Raw genomic sequence first — 20,043 nt, 5'->3', positions numbered from 1 at the left:
CTCCCTCATTCAAACAGAGTTTCTGCGATATTTCGGACGGCCGCCTTTTCCCGGTCATCATCAAGCTTCTCTACAATTCCCCGTTCAATGGCGCGACGCGGCGGAATATAAGCGGCTAAATCACATGTATCAATTAACGCTCTGATGGATGCAGCTTCTTCAGATACCTGTCCGTTATTGGCCTGGACGATCAGGTCAGAGGAAAGCGTGATAAACCGGTCAATAAGCTTCTCATCTTTCAGGGCTGACTGAGACGTGAGCACTTGTTTCAGTAGCTCGCCTTTGATATAAGGAACGTCAATGATGACAAAACGGTTTTTCAAAGCTTCATTCAGCGGAACAGTTCCAACATAGCCTTCATTGATGGCTGCAATGACTCCGAAGCCGCCTTTAGCCCGTATGACCTCGCCCGTAAACGGATTTGTCATCATTTTTCTGTAATCTAATACACCGTTTAATATGGGAAGTGTTTCGGGCTTTGCCATATTGATTTCATCTATATAAAGAAAATGGCCTTCTTTCATGGCTTTTGTGACAGGCCCAGAAACAAACTCGATCGTTGCCTGGCCAGATTGATTTTCAATCGTTTTATACCCGACTAAGGCTTCAGCATCCAAGTCCACTGAACAGTTGACACTGTGCATCGGTTTATGAAAATAGCTGGACAATGTTTCTGCCAGCTTTGTTTTCCCTGAGCCTGTAGGCCCTTTCAGCAAGACATTTTTCCCCATGGCTAATGCAATGATGGCGTCGAATAAAATGGCTTCATCCTCCGCCTCATAGCCTGACGTCCCGATGAGCGACTGAAACTCTGGGGAAATCGGCTGGTCTTTATATAATAAAAGCTTTTTTTGTATCTCTTCCGGCAATGTTAAGTGCTGTAATTGAGTTGTCATAGTCAGGTTCCCTTTCCTATTCATATTCCATTAACGAGTATACTAAAAAAGCCCCTGTATGCTCAATACAAAAGGGCTTGGATGATTTTACTGTTTCTCGTTATGGCCGGAAAGGGCTCCGCAGACAATACGCGCACCTGAATTTCCGCTTGGATTCGTCAAATAATCGTCGGCATGTTCATGAATAATAAACGCACTCCCATCATGATCGAGAATATTTAGCTTACTTCCTTTTTTCAGTGAGGTGTCCGGCGCATTCATAATGACATCTACTTTTCCATCGGCACCGACTTCAAGGTTCGGCAGATCTCCGGCATGATACCCCATCGGATTGTTGAAGCCGTGTTCTTTGTTCAGCGGATTAAAGTGTCCTCCCGCTGATTCAAAATCCGGCCTGACACATGAACCTTTCTCATGAATATGAAAACCGAGTGAAGCGCCGGGCCGCAGGCTGTTTGCGGAAATGTGAATATCGAGTCCTTCGTCATCTGATTCTTTGATTTCTATAAAACCGACTGCTTTGCCTTCTCGATTAACCAGCTGGACATGATGACCAAACGCTGACGTTTCAATCACTTCTTTTTCCGGCACCCGCTTAGGAGGGTCCTGAGGGTTTTTTTGTCCGCATCCCGCAAATCCCAGTGCCGTCAGCATCATAAACAGCAAGAGACGGTGCATACTGTCTCCCCCTTGTTTTTTCTAACAGTGTGGTCAATCATTGTCTGATCTAAACAAAAAAGCCTATAAAAAGGCTTTTTGTCATACTCATTTTTAAAAATAGCTTCTTGCGCCCAAGTAGCGCTGTTTCCAATATGAATTGCTGAGATTGGAAATGTCGACGCCCGATGAGCTTGCATGAATAAAGTCTCCGCCGCCCAGGTAAATCCCCATATGAGAAGGACCGGATTTATATGTGGTAAAGAAGACAAAATCGCCTACTGACGGCTGGCTGACTTGTTGCATCACATTCCAATACCCTGCCGTACTTAATCTTGACACCGATGATACTTTATTAATGAGGTAATAAATATAACCGCTGCAATCAAAACCGGCAGGCGTGTTTCCGCCCCATCGGTATGGCACCCCGACATATTTTTTCGCTTCTGTTATCATTCTGTCAATCTTCGACCCTATTTGAATGTTTGATCCCGAGTTGTCTTTTGGCGCGGTATGATTTGAATTGTTAGATTTTGATGTCCCCGAAATCGTCAGAACCTGTCCGATTTGCAAGACATCAGATGATAAATGGTTTTTTTCACGGATGCTTTGCACCGTAACTCCGTGCTGATTCGCGATTTTCCACAGCGAATCGCCTGCTTTCACCTTGTATGTAGCTGTTTTTGAAGAATTGGAATTTGACGGTTTCTTGGAACCGCTGTTTCCGCTCTTGGACGAGCTGCTCCCTTTTATTTTGAGTACCTGTTTAGGGTACAGCGTATCTGATGTTAAGCCATTTAATGTTTTCAATTCAGCTACTGTCATATGTAAGCTGTTAGCGATTTTCCACAGTGAGTCACCAAGCTTAACTGTATATGTACTTTTTGACGAGCCTGAAGAATTGGAACCGCTGTTTTTTTTCGATCCGTTTGAGCCGCTTGAACTGCTTGTCCCTCTGATCTTAAGCTTTTGTCCGGGGCGAATCAGGTCACTTGTCAGGCTGTTTACACTTTTAAGCTCAGAAACACTCATTTTATGATTTTTAGCGATCATCCATAACGAATCACCATATGCAACTGTGTATGTTGACGTTTTGCTTGAGTTTGATGGGGATGTCGCGCTTTTCTTGCTGCTCTTAGGAATCTTAAGGCTTTGTCCGGCATAAATCACCGTTGATTTCAATTTGTTTTCGGATTTCAGAGCTGATATTGTCGTATCGTACTGGCGGGAAAGTTTCCAAAGAGAGTCACCGTTTTTCACTTTAATCGTTTTTGCTTCCGCGGGTGCTGCGGCCATCGATGACCCAACAACTGCGGAAACAGCCAAGCCGGCTACAATCTTCTTTTTCATTCATTCAACCTCCTAAACTGTTTATGCGCAAAAAACAGCTAGTATTTTCTTTCCAAAAATGGCATGCATCAGTTTTATCGTCACTTTTTCAGCAAGTTAAACCCTTTTCAAACAATTGGCAGCAATTTCAGCATCGTTCGACCTTTACACTTTCAAACAAACACCTAATATTTTACTTTAGTTGCATCTGCTTTTCGAAAGTCTAAGGAACTATTTAAGCGAGGGGTATAAATGATGGTTTTCTATTGGTGAATGGAGCAGATTTTCCTCCTTTCTTGTCTGTTTTTCCTATCAATTCTCTATCGGCTTGTCAAATCCCTTCCTCTGCATTCTCAGGAAAAAATAAAAAGCCTGTTCTTTGAATAAGAACAGGCTTTTTATACTATGCGTTAGCTGATTGCGTTTTGTGTTTCACAAATTCAAGAATACTGTCGGCCGCTTTTTTAGAACCGCCTGCCGCTTTGAGTGATTGTCCAATTTCTTTTGCCTTTTCAGCATACACAGGATTATTCATCACTTCTTGAATCGTTTCTTTCAGAAGGCTTTCAGATAATTGTTCTTTTTTCAGCACTTTTCCTGCGCCGACTTTTTCCACTTGATTTGCGACGATAGGCTGGTCTCCTCCCATCGGAATAACAACGAGCGGGGTTTCAAAATACAAACCTTCACTTGTGCTGTTCATTCCGCCGTGAGTCACAAATAAACTGGCTCTTTTCAGGATCTCAAGCTGAGGGACATACGGGCGTACAATGAAATTCTTCGGAATGTCGTTTAACTCACTTGTTTTCATATGCTTGCCGATGGAAAGCACGACTTTACCCTCAAAGTCTTTACATACCTCAAGGCATTGATTAAAAAACTGCTTTTGATTGTTAAAAATGGTTCCCATTGAAATTAACAGCACGTTTTCATTGTCAATCTGATCAAATGGGAAATCATTGTTTCCGGCTCTTTCCGTAATTGAAGGACCGACAAATACATAACGATCGCCAAATTGCTCAGCCAGTGGCTGAAATTCCGTTGATGTGAAGACAATTGTCAAGTCCCCATCTGCTAAAAAAACGTCAAATGGCTTCTTGATCTCTGCTTGAAAATCAGCATTTAATGTTTCTGCAAGCTGCTGATAAGATTCATAATGAGGAGAATCTTCAAGTGACTCTTTCATGTACGCTCCCATCATTTGCTTAGCAAATTCCTCATTCATTGCAAAGGTTGTACACAATGAAAATTTTGGCAGCTTCAGCAAGTCTGCAATGATTTTACCGGCGAGAAGATGGTGATCATATATGACATAGTCATACGATTCGTGTTTGACTTCATCATAAATATGAGTGACGATATCAATACTGCCTTTCAAAAAGGCGCAGGTCATTTCTGTGAAATCTCTTTCTTCATCTCCGGTTGCGTTTTTTCCGAAGTAATCTTCCCGAAAATCAAGGTACTCACGAAACTCAACATCAAGCGCCGCAATTTTTTCTTTGTATTCCTTCACTGCATAGTAAGTGATATGTTCTCCCCGGGATTTCAGCTCCTTCATTACACCGATAGAAGGATTTATATGCCCTTCACCGGGAAAACCGATCATCAATACATTAGCCATGCGGCAACACCCTTCCTTTAAAATGTATGTCATATTTTTTATACGATACTACAAATACAAAATCAGGTAAAGTGTTTAACCTAATTAATATTAATCATATATAACTTTTCTACCAGTTTATATTTTCTACCTTCAAGAAAAAAGCATTCAGCTTGAAGTGAATGCTTTAAAAAAGGTCCGAATTCAGTCATATTGACTCACGATAGGATGCATCATCAGGCCCTTTTATTTATTTTACGTTCTTGGCGAAATTAACGGATATAATACACCGTCTTTGGCAAACGACATCTTCCCTGTCTCTTCTGAAACAACGAGCACAAGCGCATCCGTATACCCCGACATTCCAAGAGCCGCGCGGTGCCTGGTTCCCAGATGGACATCCACTTCCTTTGTTGTCAGCGGGAGCACATTAGCTGCTGACACAAGTTTGTTTTCCCTCACTAATAAAGCGCCGTCATGAAGAGGATTTCCGGGATAAAAGATACTCTCAATTAATGAAGCGCTGATCTCTGCATAAAGGGAAGTTCCTTTTTGAATAAAATGTTCAACCGGGTCCGCTCTTTCAATGACAATTAAAGCACCGTGCTTATGTTCCGATAAGGCTTTAATCGCCTTGGCCAGCTCGATAAATGCCGGCGTAAATTGCTCAATGTATGATTGCAAATAAAAGGATGATGCGATGCCCTGCATATCCTGAAAAATGTGTCCCAATTCATCCAATTCACAAAGAAGGCACTGATCTTTTTCGTGAAGTGTTTTTAAAATGAGCGACGCATCAACTAATATTTCCTCTAAGTATACTTGTATTTTTCCCTTAAATGCATTTTCCGGCATGTGTTCATAACGCATAGTCCTTCATCTCCTTTTCAAATTTCCACCTTTTCACGCATGCTTATCTTATTGATGCACATTCTATTGGTAAAGGAGGGATGTAAAGAATGGAAATCGAAAGAATCATTCAGTATATTTGCACCTTTTTAGGCGTGATTTCGCTTTCTTTTATTTATGCCCAAATGTTTAGAAAAACGAAGCCGACAAAAAAAGAATAGGTCCGGCGTTCATTGCTTTTTATACATAAAATGTTATAATTTCTCTCGTTATGAAAAAGAAACGGAGATCAATGTATGAAAGAAACTCTAAACGCCCGGCAAAAGACCAAACAGCTTTTGCACATTTTCATTCCGATATTCATTACCCAGGCGGGGCTTTCTCTTATGACTTTTTTAGATACGGTGATGTCAGGGAAAGTCAGCCCCGCTGATTTAGCCGGCGTCGCCATTGGCTCAAGTTTTTGGACCCCTGTTTATACAGGACTTGCAGGTATTTTAATGGCGGTCACTCCGATTGTCGCTCAGTTATTAGGCGCTGAAAAAAAACAGAAGATTCCTTTTACTGTTTTACAGGCTGTATATGTGGCTGCGCTTCTTAGCATCGCCGTTTTAGCGATTGGGTATGCTGCAGTTGACCTTATTCTTGGCCGATTACACCTTGAGGCTCAAGTGCATGAGGTTGCTAAACATTTTTTAGGCTTTTTATCGCTGGGAATTCTCCCTTTATTTGTTTACACCGTTTTGAGATCATTCATTGACTCATTAGGGAAAACAAGAGTCACAATGATGATTACACTCAGTTCTCTTCCGATCAATTTTGTATTGAATTACATATTCATCTTCGGGAAATTTGGGCTGCCGGCACTTGGCGGCGCCGGCGCCGGACTAGCGTCCGCGCTTACATATTGGTGTATCTGCATCATCAGCTTCTTCATTATTCATAAAACCGCGCCGTTTTCCGAATATGGAGTTTTCCTTACTATGTATACATTCTCTTGGAAAGCATGCAAAAATCTGCTCAAAATCGGTCTGCCTATTGGATTCGCCGTGTTTTTTGAAACAAGCATTTTCGCAGCTGTCACGCTTCTGATGAGCCATTTCCATACAGTGACCATCGCGTCCCACCAGGCAGCCATGAACTTTGCTTCGCTTTTATATATGCTGCCGCTCAGCGTGTCCATGGCTTTAACGATTGTTGTGGGCTTTGAAGCCGGTGCAGCCCGTTTTAAGGATGCACGCTCATATAGCTTGATCGGCATCATGATGGCGATCGGCTTTTCTTTATTGACTGCAGCCTGTATCCTTTTATTCAGAGAGCAAATTGCCGGCTTGTACACGTCTGACCCCGATGTACTCCGGCTGACACAGCACTTTTTAATTTATGCGCTGTTTTTTCAGCTTTCCGATGCTGTTGCCGCACCGATCCAGGGGGCGCTCAGGGGGTATAAAGATGTGAACTATACGCTTGCGGCCGCTTTTGTTTCTTACTGGGTCATTGGCCTACCTGTCGGTTATACTGTCGGTACGTTTACAAGCCTTGGCGCATTCGGCTATTGGATCGGATTAATTGCAGGACTCGCCGCCGGAGCAGTTGGACTGTTTTTCAGGCTGGTTAACCTGCAAAAACGTTATTCGCAAAAACAATACATTTAAAAGAGGTGATCATACATGGCAAAAAACATGAAATTATACGAATATCTTTCTCAGCATGCGGAAACCATCAGTTCAATGTGGTATGAAACCGTTGAGGAGACTGATCCAAACTCCATATATGCATCAGCAGACCCTGATGTCATTCAGAATTTAAAGAGCCAGAATCTTGCCTTCAACTATAAGATAAACCGTATTTTTGTAGATGATGAAGAGGTGTACCTGCCTATACTGAAAGAATGGACTTTTGAAGTAACACAGGATCAAGAACATTTAAAGACTCCTATCCACTATATTATCCGAGAGTTTGTCAGAGTGAGAGATTTATATGTTTCCTATGTGAAAGAATTTGTCCATATCAATCAGGACACTGTGAAAGGCGAAGAGGCCGAAGAACTGTATCACTCCCTAATAAAAGCGTTCGATCTTGTCATTCATATTTTTATAGAAGAAATGTACAAAAACACAAGCCTCCAGCTTCAGGCTCAAAAAGACATGATTACTGAATTGAGCGCGCCGGTCATCGTGCTGTTTCACAGCGTCGGGCTCCTGCCTTTAATCGGAGATATTGATACTGTCCGCGCAAAACTGATTATGGAAAACACCCTGCATCAATGTGCGGAGAAAAAGGTGACGCAGCTGTATATTGATTTATCGGGGGTAGCTGTTATTGATACAATGGTTGCCCACCAGCTGTTCAGTCTGATTGAGGCGCTGCGCTTAATCGGCGTTTCATCAACTTTGTCGGGAATCCGTCCGGAAATTGCGCAAACCGCGGTTCAGCTAGGTTTGTCTTTCGAAGATATTTCTTTGAGATCAACCCTCGCTTCAGCGATTGCATCGGACTTAAAACTCAAAAAGGTATAAGGCTTAAGGCCTTATACCTTTTTGATTAATCATTCCATTGATACGTCCAATATACTTCTTCTTCAAACCATGTTGCCATAACAGGTTCATTGTTTTTTAATTTTTCTTCAAGCTCTCTGAGCATGCCTTCTGTTTGAGTGCGGTGAGCTCTTAACGCATTCAATTTAATATCAGCTACTTCTTTGATATCAAGTACGACATCAGCTTCGCCGAGAACTTCTTCTCTATTGCGTGTAATCGCCATGCAGAGTGTGCGCGGACGGTCTTCTTTCTTTTTGCGGTACAACGCACGAATGACCGCTTCCCCGCATGCATCATGGTCAGGGTGCACACCGTGTTCAGGATAAAAAGTGACAATTAAACTTGGTTTTACATCATCTATGATCCCTTCCATGATATCAGCTAAATACTCATCGTCCTCAAATTCGAGCGTTTTGTCACGGAGCCCAAGCATCCGAAGGTCATTGATATCCATTTCTTTGCAAGCGTTAATGAGCTCTTGTTTTCTTAGCAACGGCAACGTCTCCCGATTCGCGAAAAATGGATCGCCCATATTTCTGCCCATTTCACCTAAAGTGGCGCACGCGTACGTAACGGGAATATCTTTTTTTCTGTTTAAGGCAATCAGGCCTGCCACTCCGTATGATTCGTCATCAGGGTGAGGCAGGATTACAAGTACGTGTTCTTTCATTATTTTTCACCCTTTTCTTTAAACTGTGAACGGTTTTTCACTGATTTGCAGAGAAATAGCCAGTTTACCGCCCGGCAGGTGTCCCGCCATTAATAAGCGGTTTTCTTCATCCACAGTGTATTCAGTCAAGCCTTCAGCATAAATCCAGCCTTCTTCTGTTTTTAAGCCAATACGGTAAGGTCCGCTGCCTTTGATTTTTGCCTGATGATAGGTGACTTTTGCATTGCGGATGTATGCAACAACCGTCATGTTTTTTTCATTTAAGTGCGCTGAATAAGAACCGGTTGTGGTTTCTAAATGGATATATACAGGGCGGTCCGCATATCGTTCTAAAGATGCTTGCACATCTTCTTTTATGATTGCTTTCATGATTGCTCCCCTCTTTCTTCTTTTAAATGCTCTGCACGTTCTGTATGTAATTTGATCAGCTGATATTTCACAGCCGGTTCGAGCTGTGAATTCACAATGCGGTGGATCGCAACATAAAATTTTTCGAGCATCGGTTTCCGGAGTCTCGGATGTGTCCGTTTATCCAAGAGCTCTAGGTCAATCGCCTCTGCTACAGCTTCTGGGTCATCACTTGCGAGAGATCGGTTGTTCCAAAGTGAAGCGTAGGCTTTCACTATCTCTTTATCATTGTCCATCGTCTCGCTCCTTTATGTCTTACATACATGAAATGATTATACATAATATATGCTTCAGCTGAAAAGCCAAAGGCCTCAATGGCTTTTTGATGCCCGTTTCCAATTTATTTGTGAAAACGTAAACAAGAGCAAAGCAGCCCATATACAGCTGAATGTAAAAGCCTTCGAAATTGAAAACGGCTCATGATAAACAAACAGCCCGATCAGCAAGGTAATGGTCGGTGCGATATATTGTAAGATGCCGACATGGTACAGCGGCAGCCGTTTAGCTCCTTCCGCAAACAATAATAGCGGCAAAGCCGTCAACACACCGGCAAAAAAGAGAAGCATCCAAGTCCCGCCGCTTCCCGCACCCGCGGGATGGATATGGCCGCTCAGCAGCAAATACCCCAAAGCAATCGGCATAATCATGAATGTTTCCAGCGTTAAACCAATAGCGCTTGACAGGCTTGTTCTTTTTTTGCTGAACCCGTACAGCCCGAAGCTGAATGCGAGCAGAAGCGCAACATAAGGAATGGAGCCGTATTGGAATGCTGAGATGATAACGCCGGCCGCCGCAATCGAAACCGCCATCAGTTGCAGGCGATTCAGCTTTTCCTTTAAAAATAAAATACCGAGGAGCACGGATACAAGCGGATTAATGTAATAGCCAAGACTAGCCTCAAGCAAAAAGCCATGGTTGACGGCCCATATGTATACAAACCAGTTAATCGAAATCAGGATGGAAGCGAGAAGTAAAGAAAGGATGCCGCCCTTGTTTTTCAAAGTGCGCAGCTCCTGCCACCCCGTTTTCCATTGACGCAGGAAAAAAAGCACGATACACATAAAAACAAAAGACCATATGATACGGTGAGCCAAAATATCAAGTGCCGGCAGCTGTTCGAGAAGCTTCCAATAAAGCGGAAACAGCCCCCACATGATAAAGGAAACGGCTGTGAAGAGAACACCTTTTTTAGTTTCTGAATATTGCATTGATATCCCTGCCTTTCTTTAGAGCATCTTAGATTATATCACGTGAAAGATCGGGTGGGCATATACTATTTTGTCCGTGAAGAAAGGGTGTGACGACGATGTTTGAGTGGAACAAGTACTTTCCTTTCCACAATCAATTTTCCAAGGAAGCATTAAAAAAAGCAGATCCAAAAGAAGTTGAAACATATGTAAATCGTGTAATGGAAAGTGTGTTCGGCAGTGATCATGCGGCGCAATTTCCTTTCCGCGATCCTCTCCCCAAAAAAGACCAGCCCGCCAAGTCTGACGCTAAACCTGATATCGATCTATTTGAAACAACAGACCATGTGTTTGTAAAGGTGCCAATCAGTGAAAGCCAGCTGGAACAGGTGAAAATTAAACACACTTCTCACGCATTAATGATAGAAAATTTCCCGAATCTGGACCATCCCAAAAAGATAAACCTGCCTTGTTTAGTCAAACGCAAAGGAACAAAAGCCGTCTATAAGGACGGCCTTCTGGAAGTGATGTTTCAGAAGCAGCATGACTACAATATGTCCGAGGTAGAAATCATTCGATAAAAAACGGCCTGCACCGATGCAGGCCGTTTTTGTTAATAGAAACCGGGGTATCCGCCGTATGGCACGCCGGCACCAAAACCGTACGGTGCGCCTCCGTAACCGTAAGGGCCAGGTGGATAAGCATAGGGACGAGGATAGTTAAACAGAGCACTCCCGAGAAAGCCGCCTAATAAACCGCCGACTAAAGGAGCGCCAAACAAGAAAGGACTTCGCGCCGGGTATCCGGCTGGACCTGGATTCCCGCGATAATAGGAATGAGGGTACATGATTTTTCCTCCTTTATGTCTGCCTATATGTAAGATATTCAACAAAGAAGAAAAACGATTGGGCTAAGACCTGAATCTAGGTATTGTTACATCACAAGCTCTGCCAATAACACACAGCCAAGCCCTGTTACTGAGAGAACTGTTGTAAGCAGCGGTCAAGCTTGAAATTTCTTTCATGCTCAAACCGAAAAATCCCTTCACCTCCAAAATCCAGCATCTTTTACATGACATGCGATGACATCCCGCTCCTGTTTGCAGTGCCATTAATGCCGGATTTACACTGCCCGCCCCCATAAGCTGCCATTCCCGCTTCAATTGAAAGAACGATTGTATTGATATCCATCCCAAGTCCGATGGCTACTAAAAATAAAACTACAATAAGTGAGACAAACGGATTTCATTTTACTTTCATAATGAGAAATAACAGAATCAGCACTCCAGGAAGAAAGCGCTTTCACTAATAACTAAAAAAATGTTTTGGCGATATGATTATTATCTTTTGGTTAAATGACATATTCAAACTAATCTCCTAATCTATGTTTTGTCAATCATACTATGAGTTTTCCTCAATCCCCTTTCACCTATCCAAATGATTTTTAGTTATATGTTGATTAACTTTTGGTTATATGTTATGTTTTTTTCAAGTTAGCCCAGTCTTTATATCTACTCATTGTCTGGAAGCAAACATGTGAAAACAGACAGACACAACTTCACAAGAGGAGGAAATTCACATGCCATTATTACGTTTTGATTTAATTGAAGGCCGTGATGAAAAAGCATTGCAATTGTTATTAGATACTGCTCACCAAGCGATGGTCGAAGCGTTCGGTGTTCCGGAAAGAGACCGTTATCAAATTGTCCATCAGCATCCGGCAAACGAGCTTATCATCCAGGACACAGGATTAGGATTTCAAAGAAGCAAGGATCTGGTCATTATCAGTATGACAAGCAAAACAAGAACAGAAAGCCAAAAGGAAAAATTGTATGCCCTGCTGGCTGAAAAGCTAGAAGCAGAATGCGGCATTTCCCCAGAAGATTTAATGGTTTCAATTACCGAAAATGGTGACGCCGACTGGAGTTTCGGTCTTGGTGAGGCGCAATTTTCGAATGGAAAACTATAAGATAATGAAAATGGCATAAAGTTTGCATGTAACAACCGGCTGCTCCATAGCAAAAAAGAGAGAGTTTCATCAGATACTCTCTCTTTTATTCACTCATTTCTTTTTTATAAAAGCGGAAATCACCAAGAAGAGGTATAGCGAAGTAATCCAAATGTGGTTGATGGAGCCTGGCTTCCCTTTTTTAAAATCCAGTTTCGATCCCAATGTAATTCCAATGGAAGCTGGTTGGGTTTTGAGCGTAAATATAAAATTCAGGCAGATAGAGTTCCGCTTTACTGATGTGCAAAACGAGATAAAACATCATCCCCATTAATCATAGGTTAGCTGCTAATAACTTTGTCACGCAATGATCATTTCCTATTTTTGTATATCATCTTCATATTAACCTTTTGCAAATCTGCAAAAGCTTATTCTAACGAATATAAAAAGTCATGTAAACGGCACGAACCGCCCCTCATATGACTTTTTCATTGAACATAGGGTCTTTCCTGGATGCCTCTTTCCTTATTTCTCTTCTTCGCACACTGTTTCACCGGGCTCGCAAAATTGATCGGCCCACGCCTGCATCTCTTGGAATACAGCTTGAAGCGCTGTTCCTTTTTCAGTCAGCGTATAAATGACTTTGACTGGCGTTTCAGGAAGAACCTGCCGTTCGACAATCTCGTTTTGTTCAAGCTCCTTAAGGCGCTCCGCCAGCATTTTTTGGCTGATCATCGGTATTGTTTCCGTTATCTCTTTAAAGCGTTTCGGCCCATCCATTAGCACATGGATGATCAGACCGTTCCATCTTTTTCCCAGCAATGAGAAAGCAGATTCCATTTTAGGGCACATAGTATTTCCCACAAGTCCTCATCCCTTCATCTATTGTTTGACATGTATTCGATGATCCATTACAATAATCTTTCAAGTTACATTTAGTAAGTTTCTAACTTTTCTATTATCATACCACGTTTATCCGAAGGAGGAAACACTATGACGAATACTCTGGATGTTTTAAAAGCACGTGCATCCGTAAAGGAATATGATACAAATGCCCCTATCTCTAAAGAGGAGCTGACTGAGCTATTGGACCTTGCCATTAAAGCGCCTTCAGCTTGGAACCTTCAGCATTGGCATTTCACAGTATTCCACAGCGATGAAGCAAAAGCGGCGCTTCTTCCTGTAGCCTATAATCAAAAACAAATCGTTGAGTCTTCTGCTGTTGTTGCCATTTTAGGCGATTTAAAGGCAAATGAAAACGGTGAAGAAGTATACGCTGAATTGGCAAACCAAGGCTATATTTCAGATGAAATCAAACAAACATTGCTCGGCCAAATTAACGGTGCCTACCAAAACGAGCAATTCGCTCGTGATTCCGCTTTCTTAAATGCTTCTTTAGCCGCTATGCAGCTTATGATTGCCGCAAAAGCAAAAGGTTATGATACTTGCGCAATCGGCGGATTTAACAAAGAGCAGTTCCAAAAGCAATTTGATATCAGTGAGCGCTTTGTTCCGGTTATGCTTATTTCAATCGGCAAAGCAGTAAAACCTGCCCATCAAAGCAACCGCTTGCCGCTTTCAAAAGTGTCAACTTGGCTGTAAGGATATGAAAAACCTTAGTCCGAATGACGGACTAAGGTTTTTTTATACAATCGCATCTTTGTACCATTCGCGAGCCTGTTCAGCTTCATGCTGCGTCAGCTGATGACCCCCACCCTGCCAGAAAACGGAGGCTGATGCCCCGCTGTCACGTAAATAGCGGTGAAGCTCTTCTGATTCTTCCTTCGTGCAGAGAGGGTCGTATTTCCCGGCACCGATAAAAACAGGGAGTCCCGTCATATCAGGCAGCTCGATACCGCGAATCGGAACCATCGGATGATGGAGAATGGCCCCTTTTAAGACATCTTTATAATGGAAAAGCAGGCTTGCCGCAATATTTGCGCCGTTTGAATAACCGACCGCAATCACTCGGCCGCGATCAAATTGATGCGTTTCTGCAGCCTCGTCGATAAAATCTTTCAATTCTCTTGTCCGCTCCACGAGGTCCTTTTCATCAAAGACACCTTCACTCAGACGTTTGAAAAATCGCGGCATTCCATTTTCAAGCACAGATCCTCTGACACCAAGCAAATGGGCATGAGGGTCTATAAACCGTCCCAATGAAAGCAGATCGTGCTCATTTCCGCCGGTGCCATGCAGCAGCAGCAGTACGTTGTCAGATGTCCCTTTTTCATAAATATGCTTCATCGTAAATTCCCCCTTTTAAAGTTCAGGCAACATGTCTGTTAACTGTTGTCTATGTTTCTCCAGCCATTCAGGCAGTTTCAATGAGGTCCCCAGCTCAGCAAACGTTTCATCTGTCATAAAACCCGGTTCATCTGTGGCGATTTCAAATAAGATACCGCCTTTCTCCCTGAAATAAACGGATGTAAAGTATTCTCTGTCAAGGATTTCTGACGAATGCTGTGACGTGATGCAATCCTTCTGTTTTTATTTTCCCACTCCTATTTATCTCGATTTCGAGATATTTATTATTTTAAACCTTTATTAAGCAGGATGCAAATGATGTGTATTGATTAAATAATTCAAAAAATCATTTTTTTCTAATAATTTCTTGTGATCTTTTCTTACAACTGCTATTATAGTGAGAATTATCATGTTTCAGGAGGAAAGTAAATGGTTAAAAAAGCACTTATTGTTATTCTCATTCTTTTGCCATTCGTTCAGCTTGCGCTATTGCCGCTTGTGAATCGAATTGAACCGATTATGTTCGGCCTTCCGTTTTTCCACCTTTGGCTGCTATTGTGGATTATCATTACGCCGTTATGCTCGTTTGGCATTTACCAAATGCAAAAAAAAGATGGAGGGCTTGAATAATGCAAGGGAATCTCACTGCACTTCTCATTACAGCTGTTATCGTTTTATCCGTTGTCTGTATCGGATTTCTCGCCGGAAGAGACAAATCCTCACGCGCCTCGGTGGAAGAATGGTCTGTCGGAGGCAGACGCTTCGGCGGCCTTCTCGTCTGGTTTTTAGTAGGCGCCGACCTTTATACGGCATATACTTTCTTAGGGTTAACCAGTACGGCATTTACGGGTGGAAGTGTTGCGTTTTTCGCCATTCCTTATTCTGTTTTGGCCTACTTTATCGCCTACTTCTTCCTGCCGAAACTTTGGAAAGTTGCGAAAACTCATAAATTAACAACACTGGCGGATTACGCCCGGGAACGGTTTGACAGTAAGCTTTTGGCAAGCCTTGTTGCCATTGTCGGTGTGCTTATGCTTATTCCGTACATATGCCTTCAGCTGAGCGGCATTCAAGATACACTTCAGGTTGCCGGCACCGGATTTATTAACGTAAAATTCGTTGTGATCATCTCATTTATTCTTGTTGCTCTTTACACATTCTTCAGCGGGATTAAAGGGCCTACATTTACAGCCATCATTAAAGACATTCTAGTGTGGGTCATTATGCTGTTTATGGTAGTGTCTCTCCCTCTCATTCATTTCAACGGCTGGACGCCGATGATTGACACGTTAGTGAAGGAAGCGCCGCAAATGCTGACGATACCGGCAGAAGGGCCAAAAGGCATTCCTTGGTTTATCACAGCGTCTATTGTTTCCGCCCTGGCACTTTTTATGTGGGCACATGCAGCAACAGGTGTTTTTACAGCGAAAAGCGCCGATGCAGTAAGAAAAAACAGCATGTTTTTGCCGCTTTATAATATTGTGTTAATTTTGGTCATTTTTCTTGGCTTTATCGCCTTCCTTGTCCTGCCGGAAGATACAGATCCAAGACTGGCGCTCCTGCATTTGATTCAAACATCTTACGGCGGGGTGGCACAAGGTTTTGCATATGCCACTATTGCTCTTGCTTCATTGATTCCTTGTTCCATCATGGCAATCGGGGCATCAAATTTATTTGCCAATAACCTATATCGGGATTTGATTCATCCGAATGTGTCCCAAAGCAAGCTCACCCTTGTCACACGTTCAATGGTGTTTGTTGTTATCGGCCTTGCACTTCTGTTTGGAATGCTGTTCCCGACTGCCCTAGTGACACTCCAGCTGTTAGGCGTATCCGGCATGGTGCAAATCTTCCCGGCGATTGCTGTCAGTCTATTCTGGAAACAACAAACGAAAGAAGCGACGGTTATCGGATTATTAGCCGGTCTTGCGGTAACGTTTATTGTGTATACCACTCAATCTGCACATGGCATTTATGAAGGATTCTGGGGATTAGCAGCCAATATCATCGCTGTGGTGATTCTCAATCCGCTGTTCGCCAAAAAGGCAGGGTCCAATCCTGTTATTGAGGGGTTATTTGGTAAAAAACAAGCGCCTAATCCAAATCAGAGGGGCGCATAAAAAACCCCCTGCGCGGCAGCCGTGCAGGGGGTTTTTTACATTTCTTTTTTCAGAGTTTCAATTGCTTTCTCCATTTGCGTATCATTATTTGACAGCTTCTTTTGAAGTTCTGTCATTAATTTCGTTGTTGTATCGCCAGTCAATACGCCTGTTTCTTTTAGCTTCTCTTTTTGCTGGAACTGTTTGACGACAGATACAAAATCCTGATTATACGTACTGTTAACCTTTACCTTGTAGCCAAGTGCTTTGAACATTTGCTGAGCCACTTTGACGTTTGTGCCTGAATCACCGGATTTATACGTTTTATCCGCGTCCAAATACGGGAGCTTCGCGTAAACAGGCAGCTCTGCTTTCATCTGGGGCTTGATCCCCTTTTTGTGAATCCATTCACCGTCAGCAGTCAGCCATTTGGCGACTGTCAGTTTGACGGTAGAGCCATCATCATATTCTTTTGCTGTCTGTACCGTGCCTTTGCCAAAGGTCGTTTCCCCGATTAACGGTATGCCTGACGATTCATGAAGGGCAGCGGCCATAATTTCCGCGGCGCTGGCTGTGCCGTCATTTATTAAAACGACGGTAGGCTTGGTCACTGTTCGTTCTTTTTCGGCCTTCATCACTTCTTTAGAACCGTTTTTATATTGAACCTGCATGATGTTTTTTCCTTTATCAATGAACAGGTTGCTCATTGTAATCGCCTGCTCCATTAAACCACCCGGGTTGCCCCTCAAGTCTAAAATAAAGCCTTTGGCGCCTTTTTTCTCTAAACTATCAATGGCATTTGTCAGCTCTTTAGCAGTTGTTTCAGAGAAAGAAGTAATTTGGATTTCGCCGATTTTGTTGTCTTTCATCTCGGAATAGACGGTCTCTACAGGAATGGTATCGCGCTTAATGGAAAGATCGATATGTCCGACTCCCGCTCTATTAAGCTCAAGCTTCACTTTTGTGCCCTTTTTTCCGCGGATTAAAGCGACGGCTTCATTTACATTCATGCCTTTGACGCTTTTTCCGTTCACCTTAAGGATTTGGTCCTTCGGTTTGATTCCGGCTTTTTCAGCAGGTGAACCTTTAATTGGCGACACAATAAGGATTTCACCGTCTTTCTCCTCTACTTGTGCACCAATCCCTTCAAAGGATGCAGAAATTGTTTCGTCGAATGATTTTGCTTCCTCTTGATCCATATATGTGGAATACGGATCATCCAGAGATTCAATCATTCCTTTAATTGCTCCGTCTACTAATTTTTCATCATCTGTCTTTTGGTAGTAATCACTTTTGATTTGCTCATACGCTTTATTTAACTTGTCGAACTGGCTGTCTCCCGCGCTAATTGATTTCTGGCCCAGGATACTGGAATTGCCCGTAATAAATAAAGTAAGCGCCGAAGCGACAACCGTAGTGATCAGCACAATAAAAAACAGTTTAAATTGCCGTTTCAATTAAACACCACCTTTTTCTTCTTACATTATTATCATGGACGAATTCTTATTCGTCAACTCGGAGCAAAAATGAAAGAGAAACGCCCTTCTTTCGCTTTTCATAAACCTATGTCTTTATACGACATATGATAAAGAAAAAGGAGGATTCGAGATTGAGCCGATATTTAGAAATGCTGTCCTTATTCGGTGTCGCAGGAGCTCATCCAGGCGGGCTGGCTTTTTCAAAAGCGGTCTTGCAAAAAGCTGCGCCCTCCCCCGATCAGCCGATTCTTGATGCCGGATGCGGAACAGGACAAACAGCGGCTTATTTAGGACATTTGCTGTATCCTGTAACAGTTGTTGATAAAGACCCTATCATGCTTGAGAAAGCGAAAAAAAGATTTGCAAATGAAGGGCTTGCCATCCCTTCATATCAGGCGGAGTTGGAACACCTCCCGTTTTCTTCCGAGTCCTTTTCATGCGTTTTGTCAGAGTCAGTCCTCAGTTTTTCCCATCTGTCATCCTCTCTTCAGGAGATTTCAAGAGTATTGAAGCCCGGCGGGATGCTGATTGGTATTGAAGCAGCTTTAAAAAAACCGATGCCACCTGCAGAAAAAAAGCGAATGATGGATTTCTACGGTTTTACTGACTTACATGAAGAAGCCAAGTGGCATAAACTCCTAAGGAGTTATGGCTTTCAAAAAACGGAAGCGATGTCACTTCTTCCCGACGACATGGAATTTGAACCAACCACTGAAATGGATTTATCGCAAACGATTGCTCCTATCTATTACGATACGCTTCAAACACATTATGAACTTATGCAGATCTATAGTGAGTACATGGGTCATTGTATCTTTATCGCGTATAAGTAAAACGGCGTATCACCCCCTGTTTTCGTCCAACCTTTTTATCCTATCTATCATATGCTGATAGAAAGTCAGTATAGGAGGGAAACAATATTGGAGAGATATTACCATCTTTGCAGAAACCATCAAGGTAAAGACGTCAGAATTACAGAGAGAGGCGGGAGAGTTCACGTCGGCAGAATTACCCGTGTAACAAGAGACAGAGTTTATATCGCTCCTCCTGTCGGTGCAGGGCCTAGAGGTTTCGGTTACGGCTATTGGGGCGGCTATTGGGGATACGGAGCAGCTTACGGTATTTCGCTCGGTTTAATTACAGGAGTGGCTCTGGCTGGTTTATTCTTCTGGTAAGCATAGAATCATTGTCTGACCAAATGCTAGATTCACCAGACACAATGAAGCCCGCTTACCAATTGTAAGCGGGCTTTCTCTTTTAGATTTTCTTCACTTTTTCAAAGTACTCTTCCAGCGTTAAATCATTGTCGTGGATGTCCTTTGCGGCCTTTTTGCCTACATAACGCAGATGCCATGGCTCATATTCATATTTTGTGATATCTTCTTTATTTTTAGGATAGCGAATGATAAAACCATATTTATAAGCATTGTCTTGCACCCATTTTCCGTCGGACGTGCTTCCGAACGCTTCATTTATCTGAAAGCCATTACTCCGGCTCGAGATGTCCATCGCCAGGCCTGTTTGGTGCTCGCTTTCACCCGGGTAAGCGACCGCTTCTCTTGCCTTCTTTTCCCCTTTTAGGTTTACTTCATTGTTAAAAATGACTTTCTGTCTGTCATACGCACGGTACCCCGAGACAGCTGCCAGTTCATAGCCTTCCTTTTTCGCAGCATCGAACATCGTTTTTAATGCGTCGGCCGCTTCCTTTCTGATGTAACGTTTTTGAATCTTTTCTTCAAAAGAAAACTCTACATCAGGTATAACAAGATCGCTAGGTTCATAGTTTTCAGGCAATGCGTATTGTTTATTGACAAGGGCGAGGATGTTTTCTGGATTTTGAATGGTTTCCAAACCGTCTACTTGTTTAATATCATTGAAATATTTGCTTTCCAATGAAAACTCACTGTCCTGAGTGTTTGCTTTTTTGCTGTCAGCTGTTTTTTGTTCTGTTTGCTTCGTTTCTGCTGTGGTTTTCGTATCCTTTTGAGCATCTCCGTTCGATATGCTGCAGCCGGCTCCGACGATTGCCGTTACACTCAGAGCGGCAGCCAGTGAGAACCATTTACCGGACTTTTTCATTTACATTACCTTCCTTTTATTAATCGTTTCCGCATTCATAAAGAAGAGGCTGCCGGC

23 protein-coding genes and 2 pseudogenes are annotated in these 20,043 nt (G+C 42.7%); 9 read left to right on the top strand and 16 right to left on the bottom strand.

The features are described from left to right. Positions 1–5: 5 nt before the first annotated feature. The 5 genes from JMN17_RS04260 to cdaS form a co-directional block, all read right to left on the bottom strand. Positions 6–920 carry an AAA family ATPase gene (locus tag JMN17_RS04260; RefSeq protein WP_087993850.1) on the bottom strand — a complete coding sequence of 305 codons (915 nt, stop codon included), beginning with the start codon at positions 918–920 and terminating at the stop codon, positions 6–8. A 63-nt stretch (positions 921–983) separates the two neighbouring features. Next, positions 984–1,574, bottom strand: a complete 591-nt coding sequence (locus JMN17_RS04255) for a superoxide dismutase family protein (RefSeq protein WP_087993851.1) — start codon at positions 1,572–1,574, stop codon at positions 984–986. Positions 1,575–1,667: 93 nt separating this feature from the next. Further along, positions 1,668–2,903 carry a C40 family peptidase gene (locus JMN17_RS04250; protein ID WP_087993852.1) on the bottom strand — a complete coding sequence of 412 codons (1,236 nt, stop codon included), beginning with the start codon at positions 2,901–2,903 and terminating at the stop codon, positions 1,668–1,670. A gap of 382 nt (positions 2,904–3,285) precedes the next feature. Continuing rightward, positions 3,286–4,503, bottom strand: coding sequence for a macrolide family glycosyltransferase (locus JMN17_RS04245; protein ID WP_087990417.1), 1,218 nt, complete (start codon positions 4,501–4,503; stop codon positions 3,286–3,288). A 234-nt stretch (positions 4,504–4,737) separates the two neighbouring features. Continuing rightward, positions 4,738–5,352, bottom strand: coding sequence for a sporulation-specific diadenylate cyclase CdaS (cdaS, locus tag JMN17_RS04240; protein WP_087990418.1), 615 nt, complete (start codon positions 5,350–5,352; stop codon positions 4,738–4,740). Positions 5,353–5,627: 275 nt separating this feature from the next. Here cdaS and JMN17_RS04235 point away from each other — a divergent pair, with 275 nt between their 5' ends. Next, positions 5,628–6,986 (top strand): MATE family efflux transporter, encoded by a 1,359-nt coding sequence (locus tag JMN17_RS04235; RefSeq protein ID WP_202327484.1) that lies wholly within the window; start codon positions 5,628–5,630, stop codon positions 6,984–6,986. 15 nt (positions 6,987–7,001) lie between these two features. Continuing rightward, a complete protein-coding gene (locus JMN17_RS04230) occupies positions 7,002–7,850 on the top strand; it encodes an STAS domain-containing protein (protein WP_202327482.1) in 849 nt (282 codons plus the stop codon). A 25-nt stretch (positions 7,851–7,875) separates the two neighbouring features. Here JMN17_RS04230 and bshB2 read toward each other — a convergent pair whose 3' ends face one another. From bshB2 to rarD, 4 genes are all read right to left on the bottom strand, one after another. After that, positions 7,876–8,541 carry a bacillithiol biosynthesis deacetylase BshB2 gene (gene bshB2, locus JMN17_RS04225; RefSeq protein WP_087990421.1) on the bottom strand — a complete coding sequence of 222 codons (666 nt, stop codon included), beginning with the start codon at positions 8,539–8,541 and terminating at the stop codon, positions 7,876–7,878. Positions 8,542–8,559: 18 nt separating this feature from the next. Beyond that, the gene (locus JMN17_RS04220; protein WP_148961582.1) at positions 8,560–8,910 is read right to left on the bottom strand and encodes a YojF family protein; all 351 of its coding nucleotides are present in this window, start codon (positions 8,908–8,910) and stop codon (positions 8,560–8,562) included. Next, positions 8,907–9,185 carry a hypothetical protein gene (locus JMN17_RS04215; protein ID WP_202327480.1) on the bottom strand — a complete coding sequence of 93 codons (279 nt, stop codon included), beginning with the start codon at positions 9,183–9,185 and terminating at the stop codon, positions 8,907–8,909. Before JMN17_RS04215 ends, JMN17_RS04220 begins: the two co-directional genes overlap by 4 nt. A gap of 75 nt (positions 9,186–9,260) precedes the next feature. Further along, complete coding sequence (gene rarD, locus JMN17_RS04210) at positions 9,261–10,157, bottom strand: EamA family transporter RarD (protein WP_087990424.1); 897 nt, start codon at positions 10,155–10,157, stop codon at positions 9,261–9,263. A gap of 98 nt (positions 10,158–10,255) precedes the next feature. Here rarD and JMN17_RS04205 point away from each other — a divergent pair, with 98 nt between their 5' ends. Continuing rightward, positions 10,256–10,717, top strand: a complete 462-nt coding sequence (locus tag JMN17_RS04205) for an Hsp20/alpha crystallin family protein (protein ID WP_202327479.1) — start codon at positions 10,256–10,258, stop codon at positions 10,715–10,717. Between the two features lie 32 nt (positions 10,718–10,749). On the opposite strand, the gene JMN17_RS04200 is transcribed toward JMN17_RS04205, so the two are convergent. Continuing rightward, complete coding sequence (locus tag JMN17_RS04200; protein ID WP_087990426.1) at positions 10,750–10,983, bottom strand: hypothetical protein; 234 nt, start codon at positions 10,981–10,983, stop codon at positions 10,750–10,752. 86 nt (positions 10,984–11,069) lie between these two features. Further along, positions 11,070–11,280 (bottom strand): annotated as a pseudogene (locus JMN17_RS21985) (GntT/GntP/DsdX family permease); the annotation flags it as partial. A 434-nt stretch (positions 11,281–11,714) separates the two neighbouring features. Here JMN17_RS21985 and JMN17_RS04195 point away from each other — a divergent pair. Further along, positions 11,715–12,104, top strand: coding sequence for a tautomerase family protein (locus JMN17_RS04195; RefSeq protein WP_087990427.1), 390 nt, complete (start codon positions 11,715–11,717; stop codon positions 12,102–12,104). Between the two features lie 504 nt (positions 12,105–12,608). Here the strand turns inward: JMN17_RS04195 and yodB are convergent. After that, entirely contained in the window at positions 12,609–12,947 is a 339-nt protein-coding gene (gene yodB, locus JMN17_RS04190) for a transcriptional regulator YodB (protein WP_003220087.1), read from the bottom strand. Between the two features lie 129 nt (positions 12,948–13,076). Here yodB and JMN17_RS04185 point away from each other — a divergent pair, with 129 nt between their 5' ends. Continuing rightward, positions 13,077–13,685 carry a nitroreductase family protein gene (locus JMN17_RS04185; RefSeq protein WP_087990428.1) on the top strand — a complete coding sequence of 203 codons (609 nt, stop codon included), beginning with the start codon at positions 13,077–13,079 and terminating at the stop codon, positions 13,683–13,685. Positions 13,686–13,727: 42 nt separating this feature from the next. Here JMN17_RS04185 and JMN17_RS04180 read toward each other — a convergent pair whose 3' ends face one another. Together JMN17_RS04180 and JMN17_RS04175 are read right to left on the bottom strand one after the other, a co-directional pair. Beyond that, complete coding sequence (locus JMN17_RS04180; RefSeq protein WP_202327477.1) at positions 13,728–14,330, bottom strand: alpha/beta hydrolase; 603 nt, start codon at positions 14,328–14,330, stop codon at positions 13,728–13,730. Positions 14,331–14,345: 15 nt separating this feature from the next. Then, positions 14,346–14,543: pseudogene (locus JMN17_RS04175) on the bottom strand (ring-cleaving dioxygenase); the annotation flags it as partial. 216 nt (positions 14,544–14,759) lie between these two features. Between JMN17_RS04175 and JMN17_RS04170 the strand changes: the two are divergent. Both JMN17_RS04170 and JMN17_RS04165 read left to right on the top strand, forming a co-directional pair. Continuing rightward, positions 14,760–14,960 (top strand): DUF3311 domain-containing protein, encoded by a 201-nt coding sequence (locus tag JMN17_RS04170; protein WP_087990430.1) that lies wholly within the window; start codon positions 14,760–14,762, stop codon positions 14,958–14,960. Beyond that, the gene (locus tag JMN17_RS04165) at positions 14,960–16,450 is read left to right on the top strand and encodes a sodium:solute symporter family protein (protein ID WP_087990431.1); all 1,491 of its coding nucleotides are present in this window, start codon (positions 14,960–14,962) and stop codon (positions 16,448–16,450) included. The genes JMN17_RS04170 and JMN17_RS04165 overlap by 1 nt, the downstream gene beginning before the upstream one ends. Positions 16,451–16,485: 35 nt before the next feature. Here JMN17_RS04165 and ctpA read toward each other — a convergent pair whose 3' ends face one another. Next, complete coding sequence (gene ctpA, locus JMN17_RS04160; RefSeq protein ID WP_087990432.1) at positions 16,486–17,886, bottom strand: carboxy-terminal processing protease CtpA; 1,401 nt, start codon at positions 17,884–17,886, stop codon at positions 16,486–16,488. 152 nt (positions 17,887–18,038) lie between these two features. Here ctpA and JMN17_RS04155 point away from each other — a divergent pair, with 152 nt between their 5' ends. Together JMN17_RS04155 and JMN17_RS04150 are read left to right on the top strand one after the other, a co-directional pair. Continuing rightward, positions 18,039–18,740 (top strand): class I SAM-dependent methyltransferase, encoded by a 702-nt coding sequence (locus JMN17_RS04155; RefSeq protein WP_087990433.1) that lies wholly within the window; start codon positions 18,039–18,041, stop codon positions 18,738–18,740. A gap of 87 nt (positions 18,741–18,827) precedes the next feature. Further along, a complete protein-coding gene (locus JMN17_RS04150) occupies positions 18,828–19,082 on the top strand; it encodes a hypothetical protein (protein WP_087990434.1) in 255 nt (84 codons plus the stop codon). An 82-nt stretch (positions 19,083–19,164) separates the two neighbouring features. On the opposite strand, the gene ldcB is transcribed toward JMN17_RS04150, so the two are convergent. Next, positions 19,165–19,986, bottom strand: coding sequence for an LD-carboxypeptidase LdcB (ldcB, locus tag JMN17_RS04145; protein WP_087990435.1), 822 nt, complete (start codon positions 19,984–19,986; stop codon positions 19,165–19,167). Positions 19,987–20,043 lie beyond the last annotated feature (57 nt).

The organism is Bacillus sp. RHFS10 (assembly GCF_016757475.1).
In the GTDB taxonomy this organism is placed as follows: domain Bacteria; phylum Bacillota; class Bacilli; order Bacillales; family Bacillaceae; genus Bacillus; species Bacillus subtilis_G.
This window is presented reverse-complemented; position numbering and strand designations above follow the sequence as displayed.

Excerpts from the sequence above, each read along its gene's own strand:
- cdaS (WP_087990418.1), bottom strand. The coding sequence starts at position 5,352 with ATGCGTTATGAACACATGCCGGAAAATGCATTTAAGGGAAAAATACAA.
- JMN17_RS04165 (WP_087990431.1), top strand. The coding sequence starts at position 14,960 with ATGCAAGGGAATCTCACTGCACTTCTCATTACAGCTGTTATCGTTTTA.
- bshB2 (WP_087990421.1), bottom strand. The coding sequence starts at position 8,541 with ATGAAAGAACACGTACTTGTAATCCTGCCTCACCCTGATGACGAATCA.
- JMN17_RS04200 (WP_087990426.1), bottom strand. The coding sequence starts at position 10,983 with ATGTACCCTCATTCCTATTATCGCGGGAATCCAGGTCCAGCCGGATAC.
- JMN17_RS04215 (WP_202327480.1), bottom strand. The coding sequence starts at position 9,185 with ATGGACAATGATAAAGAGATAGTGAAAGCCTACGCTTCACTTTGGAAC.
- JMN17_RS04250 (WP_087993852.1), bottom strand. The coding sequence starts at position 2,903 with ATGAAAAAGAAGATTGTAGCCGGCTTGGCTGTTTCCGCAGTTGTTGGG.
- JMN17_RS04205 (WP_202327479.1), top strand. The coding sequence starts at position 10,256 with ATGTTTGAGTGGAACAAGTACTTTCCTTTCCACAATCAATTTTCCAAG.
- JMN17_RS04185 (WP_087990428.1), top strand. The coding sequence starts at position 13,077 with ATGACGAATACTCTGGATGTTTTAAAAGCACGTGCATCCGTAAAGGAA.
- JMN17_RS04180 (WP_202327477.1), bottom strand. The coding sequence starts at position 14,330 with ATGAAGCATATTTATGAAAAAGGGACATCTGACAACGTACTGCTGCTG.
- JMN17_RS04230 (WP_202327482.1), top strand. The coding sequence starts at position 7,002 with ATGGCAAAAAACATGAAATTATACGAATATCTTTCTCAGCATGCGGAA.
- ldcB (WP_087990435.1), bottom strand. The coding sequence starts at position 19,986 with ATGAAAAAGTCCGGTAAATGGTTCTCACTGGCTGCCGCTCTGAGTGTA.
- rarD (WP_087990424.1), bottom strand. The coding sequence starts at position 10,157 with ATGCAATATTCAGAAACTAAAAAAGGTGTTCTCTTCACAGCCGTTTCC.
- JMN17_RS04220 (WP_148961582.1), bottom strand. The coding sequence starts at position 8,910 with ATGAAAGCAATCATAAAAGAAGATGTGCAAGCATCTTTAGAACGATAT.
- JMN17_RS04260 (WP_087993850.1), bottom strand. The coding sequence starts at position 920 with ATGAATAGGAAAGGGAACCTGACTATGACAACTCAATTACAGCACTTA.
- JMN17_RS04195 (WP_087990427.1), top strand. The coding sequence starts at position 11,715 with ATGCCATTATTACGTTTTGATTTAATTGAAGGCCGTGATGAAAAAGCA.
- JMN17_RS04245 (WP_087990417.1), bottom strand. The coding sequence starts at position 4,503 with ATGGCTAATGTATTGATGATCGGTTTTCCCGGTGAAGGGCATATAAAT.
- JMN17_RS04235 (WP_202327484.1), top strand. The coding sequence starts at position 5,628 with ATGAAAGAAACTCTAAACGCCCGGCAAAAGACCAAACAGCTTTTGCAC.
- JMN17_RS04255 (WP_087993851.1), bottom strand. The coding sequence starts at position 1,574 with ATGCACCGTCTCTTGCTGTTTATGATGCTGACGGCACTGGGATTTGCG.
- JMN17_RS04170 (WP_087990430.1), top strand. The coding sequence starts at position 14,760 with ATGGTTAAAAAAGCACTTATTGTTATTCTCATTCTTTTGCCATTCGTT.